The organism is Achromobacter sp. ACM01, assembly GCF_014851745.1.
In the GTDB taxonomy this organism is placed as follows: domain Bacteria; phylum Pseudomonadota; class Gammaproteobacteria; order Burkholderiales; family Burkholderiaceae_B; genus Achromobacter; species Achromobacter aegrifaciens.
The window spans coordinates 456308-471463 of sequence record NZ_JACVAF010000002.1; the positions used below are offsets into that span (position 1 = coordinate 456308).

A 15156-nucleotide genomic window follows, 5' to 3' on the forward strand; every position below is an offset into this window, starting at 1 on the left:
GGATCCGCCGACGCCGCAGTTCAGTAGCTTGGCGACTTTGCCTGGCCGACGCATCTCCCGCCCGCGGGATTCCTTTCAGACAAGGTCATGACGATGCTGAAGCCATCCAAGGCACACGCTTGGTGCATAGCGGCTGCGCGCCAAGTCAGAAAGGCGCTGTGCGTGGCGCTTTCCAGTTTGCTCCTGTTCCAGGGCTGCGCCGCGCCGCTAGCCGGCGAACACCGCAAGCCGCTCCCCGACACCGAAGGCCGCGCCGCATCCGCCAGCATTGCCGTTCAGGACCGGGCGCGGGCGATGGATCCAAGCGCGGCCGCGGCCAGCGCGCCTATCCCCGGCGGCATGGATCCCGCGCCCGATCTGGAGGGACGCCCCTTGCCCGCCAATCCCAACCAAATGGCGAGCGCGGACGCCAGGTCGACGGCCAGCGGCAAGGCCATCGGTGCAGCCCAGCAAGCGGCGGAAAGCTGGCTGCGCCAGTTCGGCACGGCCAGGCTGGACCTGCTGGGCAGCTTCCATGGCGGCGCTCTGGATATGTTGTTCCCGCTGCGCGATTCCGGGACGAGTCTGATTTTTTCCCAATTCGGCGCGCGCCGGACCAACCTGCTGCAAGAGTCATATCGGACCACGGTCAACCTCGGGCTGGGCTACCGCCATTTCGGCGATGGCTACATGGCTGGCGTCAACGCATTCCTGGACCAGGACGTGTCGCGCGGCCATCGGCGCCTGGGTCTGGGCGGCGAATGGTGGGCGGATTATCTGAAGCTCAGCATGAACGGCTATTTCCGGCTGAGCGACTGGAAGCGTTCGCCCGATGCGCGGGACTATCAGGAACGCCCGGCCAGCGGCTGGGACATCCGGACCGAAGGCTATCTGCCGCAGTATCCGCAGCTGGGCGGCAAGCTGATGTTCGAGAAGTACTACGGCGACGAGGTCGGGCTGTTTGGCGCCAGCAACCGGCAAAGAAATCCCAGCGCCTGGACCCTGGGTGTTTCCTATACGCCGGCGCCGCTGGTCACGCTGGGCCTGGACCATCGCATGGGGCAGGGCGGGCAGTCCGACACCAGCTTCAAGCTGGGCCTGAAGTACGCGCTTGGCGTGCCTTTGGCCAAGCAGTTGCAGCCGGGTGAAGTCGCGCGCAGCCGCAAGCTGGCCGGCATGCGCATGGATCTGGTCGAACGCAACAACGAAATCGTCCTGGAATACAAGAAGAACGATCCCATGACGATACAGCTGCCGGCGGCTGCTTCCGGATATCCTCGGACGGCCCTCAGCTTTCCGGTAACGCTGACGGGCGCGGATGCCGCGCCCCGGATCGAATGGTCCGGTTCCGCGGCGCCGTTTGCGATGCCATACAGCGGCGGCGCGTCCGCATCGCTGATGCTGCCCGACTACCGCAGCGGCGGCATCAACAGCTATCAGCTGATGGCGTCCGCTACGGATGTGCACGGCCGCAAGATCAGGTCCAACGTCATGACCGTGAGCGTCAACCCGCTCAGCGTCAGCGTCGCGCGTTCCAAGGCCGCCGCCATGGCGGACGGCGTGGACAACGTCAGATTCACGGCCCAGGTTCGCGGCGTCCAGGCCGAACCCATGGGGGGGCGCACCGTCACATGGGTGCTGCAGGGGGCCGGCACGATCCGGGAGTCTTCGGACCGCACCGATGCCGATGGCGTAGCGTACGCCCTGGTCAGCAGCACTGTCTCGGGCACGATCGGGGTCGAGGCAATGGAGGCGCAAGGGTTCAAGGGCAGGAGCGAGGCAGAGTTCCTCGAAGCGCCGGGCACGGCCAGCGTGGCGCTGCTCGTTGCGCAGCCCGCGTCCATTCTTGCAAACGGCAGGGACAAGACCGTATTGAAGGCGACAGTCAAGGACGGCAAGGGCAACGCAGTGGGCGCGGGCGTTGCGGTGAACTGGACCGCCACCGGCGGGCGGCTTTCCAGCAACAGCAGCAATACCGACGCGAGCGGCATTGCCGTGGCGGAACTGCTGTCCGCCACTGTTCCAGGCCTTGCGGCCATCACCGCCAGGGCCGGAGCCGAGGATCCGGGCAAGACGGGATCCGTCGCATTCCTGCTCGATGCATCCGATGCCCAGGTGCTGCGGCTCACGCCAAGCAAGACCACCGCCCTGGCCGATGGCCTGGACACGGTGACCTTCACCGCCACCGTCGCGGATGGCCGAGGCAATCCGGTGGGAGCGGGCGTCGCCGTCAACTGGGGCGCCAGCCTGGGCACGCTGGGCGCCGCTTCCAGCAACACGGACGCGAGCAGCCAGGCCACGGTCGTACTGACCGCGCCGACCGCGGCTGGCGCGGCGACCGTCACCGCCAGGGCCGCAAGCGGCGACCCGGGCAAGACCGCCGCGGTCGCGTTCGTCGCGGATGTCGCTAACGCGCGCGTCGTCCAGCTCACGCCCAGCCAGGCCAGGGGCACGGCCAATGGCGCGGATGCCGTGGTTTTCACCGCCATGGTTGAAGACGGCCGCGGCAATCCGGTGGGGGCGGGCGTCACCGTCAACTGGAGCGCCAGTCTTGGGACGCTCGCCGCTACCAGCGTCACCAACGCCAGCGGCCAGGCTTCCGCCTTGCTGATCGCGCCGATCGTTCCCGGCACGGCAACCGTCACGGCCCGGGCGGCGGATGGCGATGCCGGCAAGACCGCGTCAGCCGTCTTCGCGGCAGACGAACTGAGGGCCCGCGTGGCCGCGCTAAGCCCAAGCAAGACCACCGGCCTGGCCAACGGCACTGACACCGTCACACTCACGGCCACGATCGATGATGGCAGAGGCAATCCGTTGGGGGCGGGCATCGTCGTCAACTGGAGCGCCGATCGGGGCTCGATAGGCGCTTCCAGTATCACCAATGCCAGCAGCCAGGCCACCGTCGTCCTGACCGCGCCTACCGCGACCGGAGCGGCGACTGTTACCGCCAAGTGCGCGCCGGCCCGCCAGGCGAAGAGCGCCGGCGGAGATCCCGGCAAGACCGCCGCCGTCGATTTCATCGCTGACGCCTCCAGCGCCCACGTCATCGAGCTGGCCGCGAGCAAGACCGACGCGGTGGCTAACGGCGCCGATACCGTGACCCTCCGGGCCGTCGTCGTCGACAAGCAAGGCAATCGGGTGGGCGCAGGTGTTACCGTCAACTGGAGTACAAGTCTGGGCCAGCTCCCGGCGGCCACCACGACCGATAGCAAGAGCGAAACCTCGGCCGTCCTGATCGCGCCGACTTCCACGGGCGTCGCGACGGTTACCGCCAAGGCTGCGGGCGGCGATGCGGGGCAGGTGGTGTCTATCACCTTCATGGCCGACGCGTCGACCGCCCGTGTGGCGACAGTCGCGGCGAGCAAGACGAGCGGCTTGGCCGATGGCACGGATACCGTGACCTTCACGGCCACGGTTGCGGACGCCAAGGGCAATCCGGTGGGCGCGGGCGTCCCGGTCAACTGGGGCGCCAGTCTGGGCACGCTGGCTGCGACGGTCAGCAAGACCGACGCCAACAGCCAGGCCTCGGCTATATTGACCGCGCCGACTGCGGTGGGCACGTCGACCGTCAACGCCCGGGCCGCGGGCGGCGACGCGGGCCAGACTGCCACGATAGCCTTTACGGCCGACGCTTCCAGCGCCCGAGTGGTTAGTTGGGCGTTCAGTAGCAATAGCTCGCCGGTACGGGCCAATGGCGTAGACGCCATTATCCTCAGGGCCCACGTGAAAGACGCCATGGGCAATCGCGTGGCCGGGGCGACGGTCGACTGGACCACCAGCCTGGGCAGCCTTGCTAGCGCGACAAGCGTTAGCGACGTCACTGGCGAGGCTCTTGTCAAGCTGGTGTCCACCACCGCCGGTGAAGTTGTCGCCACGGCCAAGGCAGGGGCGGCGGATCCGGGCAAGATCTTGCGCGTGGGTCCCTTCGTGGCCGATCCCGCCACCGCCCGCGTGGTCGTGCTTACGCAAAACAAGACCAATGGCGTCGCCGATGGCGCAGATACGGTGAGATTTACGGCCACGGTACAGGACGCACACGGCAATGCGATGATGAGGTGGGACGTCAACGGCACGCCGAGGCCGCTCGACATTCCGGTCAATTGGACCACTTCCGGCGGCAGGCTGGCCGCAACTGCCAGCAGCACCGATGAGACCGGCAAGGCCACAATGGTATTGACCGCGCCGAAGGTTGCCGGCAGCGTGAATGTCACCGCCATGGCCCCTGGGCGGGATGCGGGCCGGACAGCCAGCGTGACCTTTGCGGCCGCCACGCCCCGCACCCGCGTCGGCAGCGCTTCGGCCAGCAAGACCAGCATCGTGGCCAATGCCCGCGATACCGTGATCTTCACGGCGGTAGTGCTGGACGGCAACGGCAATTCAGGAGGCGCAGGCCACGTGGTCAACTGGAGCACCGATCTCGGCACGCTGGAGGCGTCATCCACCAGGACCAACGCCAAGGGCGAGGCCACGGTTGTGCTGACGGCGGGAAAGCTCGCGGGGCAGGCCACGGTGACTGCCAAGACGGGCGCAGACGATTCGGGCCGTGCCTTCCGCGTGGCATTGACCGCTGATCCGATAACCGCCCGCGTCGCTTCCCTGGCCAGCAGCAAGACCTCTGCCCGGGCTGACGGTCAGGAAAAGCTGATCCTTAAGGCGACGGTGAAGGATGCCAACGGCAATCTGGAGGTCGCGGGCGTCACGGTCAACTGGCGGACCAACCTCGGCACGCTGGCCTCGGCAACCAGCAGTACGGATAGCAATGGCGTTGCCACGATGGAACTGCGCGCGCCAGGCGCTCCAGGTATCGCCGTGCTTACCGCGAGGGCAATCGCGGCGGACGGGGGCAAGACCGTGCGCGTGGAGTTCATATCGTCGAGTACGATCCCGCCGCGGCCATGGCAATGAGCAGGCATGTGCGCGGATAAATGCGGGACTGCCGTCATGAACGGACTTGCGGCCGAACAGTAGCGGCGCATGCCCGCCAGCGCCGCCTACTGCTTGGCCTTCCAGTCGCGCAGTGCGCGCATGGTGTTGGCCACGTGGGAGTCCGGATTCATGTCGGTGTATTCATACAGGATCTTGCCTTGCGGCGAGATCACGTAGGAGATGCGCTGCGCGTACTCGGGACGCTTGTCGTGGACCGCGTCGTAGGCCTTCATGATCTTGCCATCGCCGTCGGCCGCTACCGCGAACTTGCCGCGGCATTCGCTGACCGAGAACTTGTTCAAGGTGTCGATATTGTCGGTCGACACACCGATGACGGTAGCGCCCAGGGACTTGTAATCATCGGTGGCTTCGGCGAAGTTGTGCGCCTCTATCGTGCAGCCCTGGGTGAACGCGGCGGGGAAGAAATACAAGACCACCGGACCTTGCTTGAGCGCCTCGCTCAGCGAGAACGTGTAGACCTTGCCGCCCAGCGATGCTTGGGTGCTGAAGTCCGGGGCGGGCGCGCCCACGTCCAGCGCGGCCTGGGCCGAGGGACCGGCCAGCAGGCCGCAGAGGAGTAACCAGGGGGCAATGCGCTTCATCGGAATCTCCAGGAATTTCAGGGGCCGCGCGGCAACGGGTCTACTGTAGCCGTGCAGAAGGCGAGGGTCCAGTAAGCGGCGCGGCGGCGTCGCCCGTCCTAGTCGCGTCCGGAGCCGCCGCGGCCATTCCCGTTGCCATTGCCGTCTCCGCGCGGTTGGTCGCGCTGCTGTTGTTGACGCGCCTGCTGCTGGGCCTGTTGGTCGCGCTGCTGTTGTTGACGCGCCTGCTGCTGGGCCTGTTGGTCGCGCTGCTGTTGTTGACGCGCCTGCTGCTGGGCCTGCTGGTCGCGCTGCTGTTGTTGACGCGCCTGCTGCTGGGCCTGCTGGTCGCGCTGCTGTTGCTGACGCGCCTGCTGCTGGGCCTGCTGGTCGCGCTGCTGTTGTTGACGCGCCTGCTGCTGGGCCTGCTGGTCGCGCTGCTGTTGCTGGCGGGCCTGTTGCTGGGCCTGCTGGTCGCGTTGTTGTTGCTGGCGGGCCTGTTGCTGGGCCTGCTGGTCGCGTTGTTGTTGCTGGCGTTCCTGTTGCTGGGCCTGTTGGTCACGTTGCTGTTGCTGACGCGCCTGTTGCTGGGCCTGCTGGTCGCGTTGCTGTTGCTGGCGTTCCTGCTGCTGGGCCTGTTGGTCACGTTGCTGTTGCTGACGCGCCTGCTGATCGCGCTGCTGTTGCTCTCGCGCCTGTTGCCCCTGCGGCTGCTGGGGGCGGCCTGTCTGCCCGGCAGACATATCGCGTCCGCGTTGCATGTCGCCGTGGTCCGCGTTGTTCCGGTCAGCGCCGCCGCGGTTATCGCGCCCGTTGTTGTCCTGGCCGCGGTCGCGTCCGTCGCGTCCATTGTCCGGACGCTGGCCTTCATGCGGCCGGCCATTGGATTGATGGTCCACGTAGGCCTGGGGCGGCCGGCCCTTGTTGTGGTCGTAGAACTGAGCCCGGTTATTGCCGGCGTCGCGCGCGTAGCCGCGCTGTATGTCGGTCTGCGGAGAATGGCGGTCCTTGCGCGCGGCAAGTTCGCGCGGGTCCGCGTTGCGCCGGATGCCGGATGGGCCGCCGTGGTAGCTGACGCGGCGGTTGTCCACGTTGTTCACGACCACGGTGTGGTTATAGACATTGGTCACGCGCGTGACGTTCACGTTCGTGACGGAACGGTTGTAGTAGAAGCGGTCGCGCTTCCAGTAACCGCCCACATAGCCCAGGCCGTTGTAGCCAAAGCCGTAGTTGATTCCGCCATAGAAGCCCACGTGTGGACCCCAATAGCCGGGGGTCCAGAGGTAGATGCCATTGCTGAAGCCCCAATAACCGGGTGTCCAGAGCGCGCCGGCATAGGGCGCGAGCACCCATGCGCCGGGTACCCAGAAAAACCCGTAGCGGTTCAGGCTCCAGTAGCCCGGCACCCACATATAGCCGTCGGCGGGCGCTGGCGGCTGGACATAGACGGGTAAGGGGGGCGGCGGCTGGGGGCTGCGGTCCACCAGCGCCAGGTTGGCGTTGGCGGGATCGCCGTCGTCATAGACGGGCGCGGCGGGCGCCGGCGGCGGCTCATAGGTCTGCGCCGCCACGCTGGCACAGGCAGCCATCAGGACAGCCGCGGCCAGAGGGCGGGGGCGCAGGATCCGGGAACAGGTATTCATGGTTTTTCCTTGGCGCAACGGGCGCGCGGATCAATAGCCACGATAGTAGTAATGGGGGGCTGGATACGCCGGGTAGTAATAATGCGGCGTGTAGTAGACCGGCGCGGGACGATAGTGCGCGGGCCTGGCGGGTACGACCACGCAACCGGTCAAGGCGCTGGTCACGGCCAGCATCAGCAATAGGCTTTTCTTCATTTTGCGACTCCTGCCGAGCGCCTGGCGTGGTTCACGCCTTTTTTGCGCTCGTCAGGATTAGGCCACAGGCCGGTCTCCACGGTTCTGCACTGTAATCGTTCCGAAACAGCTTTCCGGTGACGGATATTTGCGCCTGCGTGACCGTCGATGTCGTTCGTATCAATGTCCGCGCAAAAGAAAAGGGGCCGCCTCGGCGACCCCCTCATAGCGCGTAGCGCCGTGTTACGGCTGTCAGTTCCAGCGGCCGCCGTTACCGGCGAGGCTGAAGCGGCCCGCGCCCATGAAGGCGATGGCCAGGCCGGTGAACAGGAACATGCCTTGCAGTTCCAGCGCCCAGCCACCGTTGTTGGTCATGCTGCTGATCTGGCCGGAGTGGGCCAGCAGGATGGCGACGACCATGTTGATGGCGATCAGCAAACCGCCCAGGCGGGTGTAGATGCCGACGATGAGCAGCACGGGGGCGAGGATTTCGCCGACGTAGGCGCCATAGGCGAGGAAGCCGGGCAGGCCGTGCGAGGACAGCATGCCGCTGATGCCGCCGACGCCGCCGCCGGTCAGTTTGAACAGGCCATGCAGCAGAATCAGAATACCGAGGGTCAGGCGCAGGATCAGCTTGCCGGTGTCGTCGGATTTGATCATGGTGAGTTTCTCATCTATTGGTTGAAAGGGGACCGCGGCCGTTGGAACAGGGCGCGAGCCTTTGGTTCCGCGCCCCGGTGATCGCGGGCAGGGCGGCCGCCGGGGCAGGCCGCGCCATTATTGCAAAACCCGAGCAAAACCATCAAGTTTTTGTCGCCCGCCGACACTCAGAACTCTTCCAGATAGCGCATGCGGAAGCGCCGGCCCTTGATATTGCTGTTGGACAGACGCGAGAACGCCTGCTTGGCGATCTGCCGGTCCAGCGCCACGTAGGAGTTGAATTCGGTGATGTTGATCTTGCCAACCTGCTCGAACGTCAGGCCACCGTCGCCGGTCAGCGCGCCCAGCAGGTCGCCGGGGCGCAGCTTGTCCTTCTTGCCGCCCTGGATGCACAGCGTGATCATGGGCGCGCGCAAGGGACGATCCGCCTTGGGCCGCAAGGCCTTGATGTCGCCCCACACCAGCGGCGCGCCCTGATACTGCTCGATCAGGTTGGCCCAGCGCATCTCCTCGGGCGAGCACAAGCTCAGCGCCAGGCCCTTTTGTTCGCCGCGGCCGCTGCGGCCGATGCGGTGCACGTGGACCTCGGTGTCCTTGGTCACGTCGACGTTGATCACGGCGCCCAGGTTCTGGATGTCCAGGCCGCGCGCCGCCACGTCGGTGGCCACCAGCACGGCGCAGCTGCGGTTGGCGAACTGGATCAGGATTTCATCGCGCTCGCGCTGTTCCAGGTCGCCGTTCAGGGCCTGGGCGCTGATGCCTTCGGCCTGCAGCCGTTCCACCAGGTCGTGGCTGCGGATCTTGGTGTTGCAGAAGGCCAGCGTGGATTCGGGGCGGAAGTGCGCCAGCAGGCGCGTCACTGCGTCGAGCCGGTCCTTTTCGTCGATTTCGTAGAAGATCTGCTCGATGCGGCTGGCGTCATGCTGCGCCTCGACCTTGACCTCGGCGGGATTGCGCAGGAAGCGGGCGCTGAGCTTGCGGATGTTGTCGGGATACGTTGCCGAGAACAGCAGCGTCTGGCGCTTGGTCGGGCAATGCGAGGCGATGGCCACGATATCGTCATAAAAGCCCATGTCGACCATGCGGTCGGCCTCGTCCAGCACCAGGGTGTTCAGGCCCGACAGGTCCAGGCTGCCGCGCTCCAGGTGATCCTGGATCCGGCCGGGCGTACCCACCACCAGGTGCGCGCCGCGCGCCAGCGATTCGGCTTGGGGACGGGCGGCGGCGCCGCCGCACAGGGTCAGGATCTTGACGTTGGCGATCTGGCGGGCCAGCCGGCGCAACTCCTGTGCGACCTGGTCCGCCAGTTCGCGCGTGGGGCAGACCAGCAGCGCCTGGGGCGTCAAGCGCGCGGGATCGAGCTTCTGCAGCACGCCCAGGCCGAAGGCCGCGGTCTTGCCGCTGCCGGTCTTGGCTTGCGCAATGAGGTCGCGGCCTTCCAGGATGAGCGGCAGGCTCTGGGCCTGGATGGGTGTCATCTGCTCGAAGCCCAGGCTCTTCAGGTTGTCGAGCAGGGCGGGCAGCAGGGGCAGGGAGGTAAAGGAAGTGTCGGTCACGATAGAAGAGTGTCGCTTTCTGCCCGGCATCGGCCTGGCGGCAAAAGGAAGGGGCGGCTGCGTCATGAGGCAGGCGCGCGTACGCCCAAGAGTGTAATGCCTGCGGCCGATGGCCCTTGCAACAAAGGCGGAACATAGCGTTCCAGACGCGCCCCTGGGCGGGCGGGAGCCGCCGGCCGCTAGGCGTCAGGCCCGTAGGTGCCCGCCAGCGCCCGGGCGGCCTCTTGCATGCGCGGCAACCAGGCGCGCGCGCCTTCGATGGACAGCCGGGCCACCGGTGCGTGCAAGGCGACCGCGGCGATGGCGCGCGTGCCATGCAGAATGGGTACCGCCATGCAGACGATGCCCAGCAGGAATTCCTCGCGGTCGAAGCTCGCGCCTTCCTTCTTGATGGTGCGCAGTTCCTGTTCCAGCGCGGCCACGTCGCACAGCGTGTTGGGCGTGTAGCGCGGCAAGGGCGCCGCGGCCAGCAGCCGCTGGCGCGCCTCGCGCCGCATGTGGGCCAGGAACAGTTTGCCGCTGGCCGAGCAATGCAGCGGCACGCGCGAGCCCGATTGCAGGTTCACCCGCAGCGGCCAGGCGGTTTCGACGCGGTCCAGGTAGATGACCTCGTCGCCGTCCAGCATGGTGCAGTTGCAGGTTTCGCCGATTTCGTCGACCAGGCTGTCCAGGATGCGGTGGCGTTCGCCGCGCAAGGGCGAATTCAGCAGGGTTTCACGTGCCAGCGCGCTCAGGCGCGGGCCGCTGACGTAACTTTTGCCGGCGGGCTCGCGCAGCAGCATGCCGGCGTCGACCAGCCGCGACAGGATGCGCAGCACGGAGGGCTTGGGCAGGCCGGTGGCGTCCGTCAGCGCGGCCAGCGATACCGGCTGCCCCGAGCGGGCGACCTGTTCCAGCAGGGTCAGCGCGCGCAGCGCTGCGGAGGATTCGTCTTTCATCTTTCAATAATTGAAGATTCGGCGGCTTGCTGCGCATCGTCGCACGGATTTTGCAGAAAATGAAACGCCATGGGCTGGGAACGGGCAGGTTTCTGCTGCAGTATCGGATCATGCCGGCCCAGATGCAATCCGACACCGCCGGCCTGCCAGGAGAGAGACCATGAGCAGCAAGCAACACATGACCCCCAGCGAAGCGTTTGTGGAAACGCTGGTCGCGCAGGGCGTCAAGGACGTATTCGGCATCGTCGGCTCGGCCTTCATGGACGCGCTGGACCTGTTCCCGGCGGCCGGCATCCGCTTCGTGCCGACGGTGCACGAGCAGGGCGCCGCGCACATGGCCGACGGCTACTCGCGCGTGACCGGCCGCCACGGCGTCTGCATCGCGCAAAACGGCCCCGGCATCACCAATTTCGTGACCGGCGTGGCAGCGGCGTACTGGGCGCATAGCCCGGTCGTGGCCATCACGCCCGAGACCGGCACCGCGGGCATGGGGCTGGGCGGCTTCCAGGAAACCGAGCAGTTGCCGATCTTCTCGCGCATCACCAAGTACCAGGCCCATGTGAACCGGCCCGACCGCATGGCGGAATTCACCGCCAAGGCCTTCGACAATGCGCTGGCCGAGCGCGGTCCGACGCAGTTGAACATCCCGCGCGACTATTTCTACGGCGAGATCGACGTGGCCATTCCGGAACCGCGCCGCATCCGCCGCGGTCCGGGCTCGGAAGAGGACCTGGAGGCGGCTGCGCAAATGCTGGCGCAGGCCAAGTTCCCCGTCATCGTGGCGGGTGGCGGCGTGCTGTTCTCGGAAGGGCAGGCGGAATGCGTGGCTCTGGCCGAACTGCTGGGCGCGCCGGTGGTCACCAGCTACCTGCACAACGACGCATTCCCGGCCAGCCACCCGCTGTGGTGCGGCCCCTTGGGGTACCAGGGCGCCAAGGCCGGCATGAAGCTGCTGTCGCAGGCCGACGTGGTGCTGGCGCTGGGAACGCGCCTGGGACCCTTCGGAACCTTGCCGCAGCACGGGCTGGACTACTGGCCGCAGGGTGCGCGCATCATCCAGGTGGACGCCGACCACCGCATGCTGGGCCTGGTGCGTCCGGTGTCGGTGGGCATCTGCGGCGATGCCAAGCCGGCGGCTGCGGCGCTGGCGGGCAAATTGCGGGGACGCGAGATCGCTTGCGCCGCCACCAAAGGTGGCCGCGCCGAACAGATCGCGGCGCAGAAGGCCGAATGGGAAAAGGAACTGGACAGCTGGTCGCACGAACGAGACGACTGGAGCCTGGACATCATCGAGCACGGCGGCGGCCGCATGCATCCGCGCCGCATGCTGCGCGAGCTGGAGCGCGCCATGCCCAAGCATGTCATGGTGTCCACCGACATCGGCAACATCTGCTCGGTGTCCAACAGCTATCTGCGCTTCGACGAGCCGAACTCCATGCTGGCCGCCATGAGCTTCGGCAATTGCGGCTACGCCTTGCCGGCGCTGATCGGCGCGAAGCTCGGCCGGCCCGACCGTCCCGCCGTGGCCTACGTGGGCGACGGCGCCTGGTGCATGAGCTTCCAGGAATTGCTGACCTGCGTGCGCGAGAAGATACCGGTGACGGCCGTGGTGTTCCACAACGGCCAATGGGGCGCGGAAAAGAAGAACCAGGTGGACTTCTACGGCCGCCGCTTCGTCGGCAGCAACCTGAAGAACCCGAACTTTTCGGAGTTGGCGCGGGCCATGGGCGCGGAAGGCATCAGGGTGGAGCATGCCGACCAGGTGGGCGCCGCCTTGCAGGCCGCATGCAAGGCGCAGTCTGAAGGCAAGACCACCGTGCTGGAGATGATGGTCAGCCAGGAACTGGGCGATCCGTTCCGCCGCGACGCGCTCAAGCAGCCGGTACGCTTCCTGGACAAGTACAAGCAGTACGTGAACCAGCCTTTCCATCCGGGCGAGGTGCCGCTGTCGATCGATCCGGCCAAGCGCTGATCGCGTAGCGTGCGTCCGGCGCGGCGGCGGCCGCGCCGGATTTCTTCCGCCAGGCGCCGCGGATCTCCGCGGCAGGAGCAGACAGAAATGGAAAGCGATCGCTTGTTCGAGCCGCTGCGCAATGCCGCGCTGTCGGCCGGCCGCTTGCGCACCGCGGTAGCGTATCCGCTGTGCCCGACCAGCCTGGGCGCGGCCGTGCAGGCGCGCGACGCCGGCTACATCGAACCGGTGCTGGTCGGCCCGGCCGCCAGGCTGCGCGTCCTGATGGCGGAACTGGGGCTGCGCGACAACGAAGTGGAAGTGGTCGACACGCCGGATGACGAGTGCCAGGCCGCGCGCGCGGCGGCGGCGCTGGCCCGGGACGGCGCGGTGCGCATGCTGATGAAGGGCAGCCTGCACACGGACCACTTCATGTCGGCCGTGGTGGCGCGCGACGCCGGCCTGCGCACCGATCGGCGCATCAGCCACGCCTTCGTGATGGCGGTGGCGGCGTACCCCAAGCTTTTCATCCTGACCGACGCGGCCGTCAACATTGCGCCCACATTGCAGGAGAAAGCCGACATCGCGCAGAACGCCATCGACCTGGCGCGCGCGCTGGGCGTGGACCGCCCCAAGCTCGCGGTGCTGTGCGCTACGGAGTCCGTCAATCCTTCCATGCCCGCCACGCTGGACGCGGCGGCCCTGTCGAAGATGGCGGACCGCCAGCAGATCCGCGGCGGCGAGATCGACGGCCCCTTGGCCTTCGACAACGCCATCTCGCGCGAGGCAGCCGATCAGAAGGGCATCGTCTCGCGCGTGGCGGGCGATGCCGACATCCTGCTGGTGCCCGATATCGAGGCCGGCAACATGCTCTACAAAGAGCTGACCTGGCTGGCCGGCGCAGGTACCGCCGGACTGGTGCTGGGTACGCGCGTGCCTGTGCTGCTGACCAGCCGCTCCGATTCCATGCAGGCCCGCGTCAACAGTTGCGCAGTCGCTTCGCTGTACGCGCGGGCGCTGGCAGCCTGAATCCTGACCGTCCGCGGGGCTGGCTCCAAAAAGTCCGGCGGTTTGGTACTAAGCCTGGACCAGCAGGCTGGATACGCTAGCCCCAAGGCCATCCGATGAATGGCTCGTGACACTGGACATCAAGGGGTAGAACATGCGCAGCGCAAAAAAATGCCTGACCACGATACTGACGGCGTTGGCCCTTGCGGGCGGGGCCATGGCTGCGGACGCGCCCAAGTCCGGCGGTACGTTGGTGATAGGGTCGACGCAGGTGCCGCGGCACCTGAACGGCGCGGTGCAGTCGGGCATCGCAACCGCCTTGCCCAGCACGCAGCTGTTCGCCAGCCTGCTGCGCTACGACGCCGAATGGAAGCCGCATCCCTATCTGGCGCAGTCCTGGGAACTGGCGCCGGACGGCAAGTCGCTGACCCTGCATCTGCGCAAAGATGCGGTATTCCATGACGGCAAGCCAGTGACTTCGGCCGACGTGGCGTTCTCGGTCATGGCGGTCAAGAAGAACCATCCGTTCCAGACCATGTTCGCGCCTGTCGAGGCCGTGGACACGCCGGATCCCTACACCGTGGTGCTGCGTATGAGCAAGCCCCATCCGGCCATCCTGCTGGCGCTGTCGCCGGCCCTGATGCCGGTGCTGCCCAAGCACATCTACGACGATGGACAGGACCTCAAGAGCCATCCGCGCAACTCGGCCGACGTGGTCGGATCGGGTCCGTTCAAGTTCAAGGAATTCAAGCCGGGCCAGGAAATCGTGCTGGAGAAGTTCGACAAGTTCTTCCTGCCCGGCAAGCCCTACCTGGACCGGATCGTGGTGAAGATCAATCCCGACGCCACCAATCTGCTGATCGGGTTGGAGCGCGGCGACATCGGCGTGTTGCCCTTCATGACCGAGCCCACCATCCTGCGGCGCGCCAAGGAAAATTCCGCCATCGTCATGACCAGCAAGGGCTATGAGGGCATAGGCGCCCTGAGCTGGCTGGCTTTCAATACGGCGCGCAAGCCCTTGAACGACGTGCGGGTGCGGCAGGCCATCGCCTATGCCACCGACAAGGGCTTCATCACCAAGGCGCTGAACGCGGGCTTCGCCAAGCCCGCCGACGGGCCTATCATCGGCACCAGCCCGTTTGCCACGCAGGACGTGGCGAAGTATCCGCTGGACCTGAAGAAATCCGAGCAACTGCTGGAAGAGGCAGGCTACAAGAAGGACGCCAAGGGCGAACGCCTGTCGCTGACGGTGGACTACATGCCGGGTTCCGACGTGCAGGGCAAGAACGTGGCGGAATACCTGCGCAGCCAGTTGAAGAAGGTCGGCATCGCGGTGCAGGTTCGCGCCTCGCCTGATTTCCCGACCTGGGCCAAGCGCATCGCCGGCAAGGATTTCGACATGACCACGGACATCGTCTTCAACTGGGGCGATCCGGTGATCGGCGTGCACCGCACCTACCTGTCCAGCAATATCCGCGACATTATCTGGACCAACACGCAGTCCTATTCCAACCCCAAGGTGGACGAACTGCTGGAACAGGCCGGCACCGAAACCGACGCGGACAAGCGCCGCGCGCTGTACGCCGAATTCCAGCGCCTGGTCACGGCCGACGTGCCCATCGACTTCCTCACGGTCATTCCGTACCACACCCTGTCGCTGAAGAAGGTGCACGGCCTGCCGGACGGCATCTGGGGCGTCATATCGCCCATGGACGACACCTACCTGCAGTAGGGTGGAGC

The 15156-nt window shown here is 66.6% G+C and carries 10 protein-coding genes; 4 read left to right on the forward strand and 6 right to left on the reverse strand.

The features are described from left to right. Positions 1–162: 162 nt before the first annotated feature. A complete protein-coding gene (locus IB268_RS10585; RefSeq protein WP_192354206.1) occupies positions 163–4884 on the forward strand; it encodes an Ig-like domain-containing protein in 4722 nt (1573 codons plus the stop codon). 86 nt (positions 4885–4970) lie between these two features. Here IB268_RS10585 and IB268_RS10590 read toward each other — a convergent pair whose 3' ends face one another. The 6 genes from IB268_RS10590 to IB268_RS10615 form a co-directional block, all read right to left on the reverse strand. After that, entirely contained in the window at positions 4971–5507 is a 537-nt protein-coding gene (locus IB268_RS10590) for a peroxiredoxin (RefSeq protein WP_119451100.1), read from the reverse strand. A gap of 98 nt (positions 5508–5605) precedes the next feature. Continuing rightward, on the reverse strand, positions 5606–7129 hold the full coding sequence (locus tag IB268_RS10595; RefSeq protein ID WP_192354207.1) for an adenylate cyclase: 1524 nt from the start codon (positions 7127–7129) through the stop codon (positions 5606–5608). A 30-nt stretch (positions 7130–7159) separates the two neighbouring features. Continuing rightward, entirely contained in the window at positions 7160–7324 is a 165-nt protein-coding gene (locus IB268_RS10600) for a hypothetical protein (RefSeq protein WP_175180823.1), read from the reverse strand. Positions 7325–7555: 231 nt separating this feature from the next. Further along, positions 7556–7963 (reverse strand): DoxX family protein, encoded by a 408-nt coding sequence (locus IB268_RS10605; RefSeq protein ID WP_054456781.1) that lies wholly within the window; start codon positions 7961–7963, stop codon positions 7556–7558. A gap of 167 nt (positions 7964–8130) precedes the next feature. Continuing rightward, positions 8131–9519 (reverse strand): ATP-dependent RNA helicase DbpA, encoded by a 1389-nt coding sequence (dbpA, locus tag IB268_RS10610; RefSeq protein ID WP_119451102.1) that lies wholly within the window; start codon positions 9517–9519, stop codon positions 8131–8133. 179 nt (positions 9520–9698) lie between these two features. Beyond that, a complete protein-coding gene (locus IB268_RS10615) occupies positions 9699–10457 on the reverse strand; it encodes an IclR family transcriptional regulator (RefSeq protein ID WP_054456783.1) in 759 nt (252 codons plus the stop codon). A gap of 160 nt (positions 10458–10617) precedes the next feature. Between IB268_RS10615 and xsc the strand changes: the two genes are divergently transcribed. The 3 genes from xsc to IB268_RS10630 all read left to right on the forward strand — a co-directional run bounded on the left by xsc (position 10618) and on the right by IB268_RS10630 (position 15148). Continuing rightward, positions 10618–12429 (forward strand): sulfoacetaldehyde acetyltransferase, encoded by a 1812-nt coding sequence (gene xsc / locus IB268_RS10620; RefSeq protein WP_054456784.1) that lies wholly within the window; start codon positions 10618–10620, stop codon positions 12427–12429. A gap of 87 nt (positions 12430–12516) precedes the next feature. Then, positions 12517–13437, forward strand: coding sequence for a bifunctional enoyl-CoA hydratase/phosphate acetyltransferase (locus tag IB268_RS10625; protein WP_175180824.1), 921 nt, complete (start codon positions 12517–12519; stop codon positions 13435–13437). Positions 13438–13570: 133 nt separating this feature from the next. Next, positions 13571–15148, forward strand: a complete 1578-nt coding sequence (locus IB268_RS10630; RefSeq protein ID WP_054456786.1) for an ABC transporter substrate-binding protein — start codon at positions 13571–13573, stop codon at positions 15146–15148. Positions 15149–15156 lie beyond the last annotated feature (8 nt).

Bases quoted from the DNA above. Each gene is read 5' to 3' on its own strand.
- IB268_RS10615 (WP_054456783.1), bottom strand. From the start codon at position 10,457: ATGAAAGACGAATCCTCCGCAGCGCTGCGCGCGCTGACCCTGCTGGAA.
- IB268_RS10630 (WP_054456786.1), top strand. From the start codon at position 13,571: ATGCGCAGCGCAAAAAAATGCCTGACCACGATACTGACGGCGTTGGCC.
- IB268_RS10595 (WP_192354207.1), bottom strand. From the start codon at position 7,129: ATGAATACCTGTTCCCGGATCCTGCGCCCCCGCCCTCTGGCCGCGGCT.
- IB268_RS10605 (WP_054456781.1), bottom strand. From the start codon at position 7,963: ATGATCAAATCCGACGACACCGGCAAGCTGATCCTGCGCCTGACCCTC.
- IB268_RS10625 (WP_175180824.1), top strand. From the start codon at position 12,517: ATGGAAAGCGATCGCTTGTTCGAGCCGCTGCGCAATGCCGCGCTGTCG.
- IB268_RS10590 (WP_119451100.1), bottom strand. From the start codon at position 5,507: ATGAAGCGCATTGCCCCCTGGTTACTCCTCTGCGGCCTGCTGGCCGGT.
- IB268_RS10600 (WP_175180823.1), bottom strand. From the start codon at position 7,324: ATGAAGAAAAGCCTATTGCTGATGCTGGCCGTGACCAGCGCCTTGACC.
- xsc (WP_054456784.1), top strand. From the start codon at position 10,618: ATGAGCAGCAAGCAACACATGACCCCCAGCGAAGCGTTTGTGGAAACG.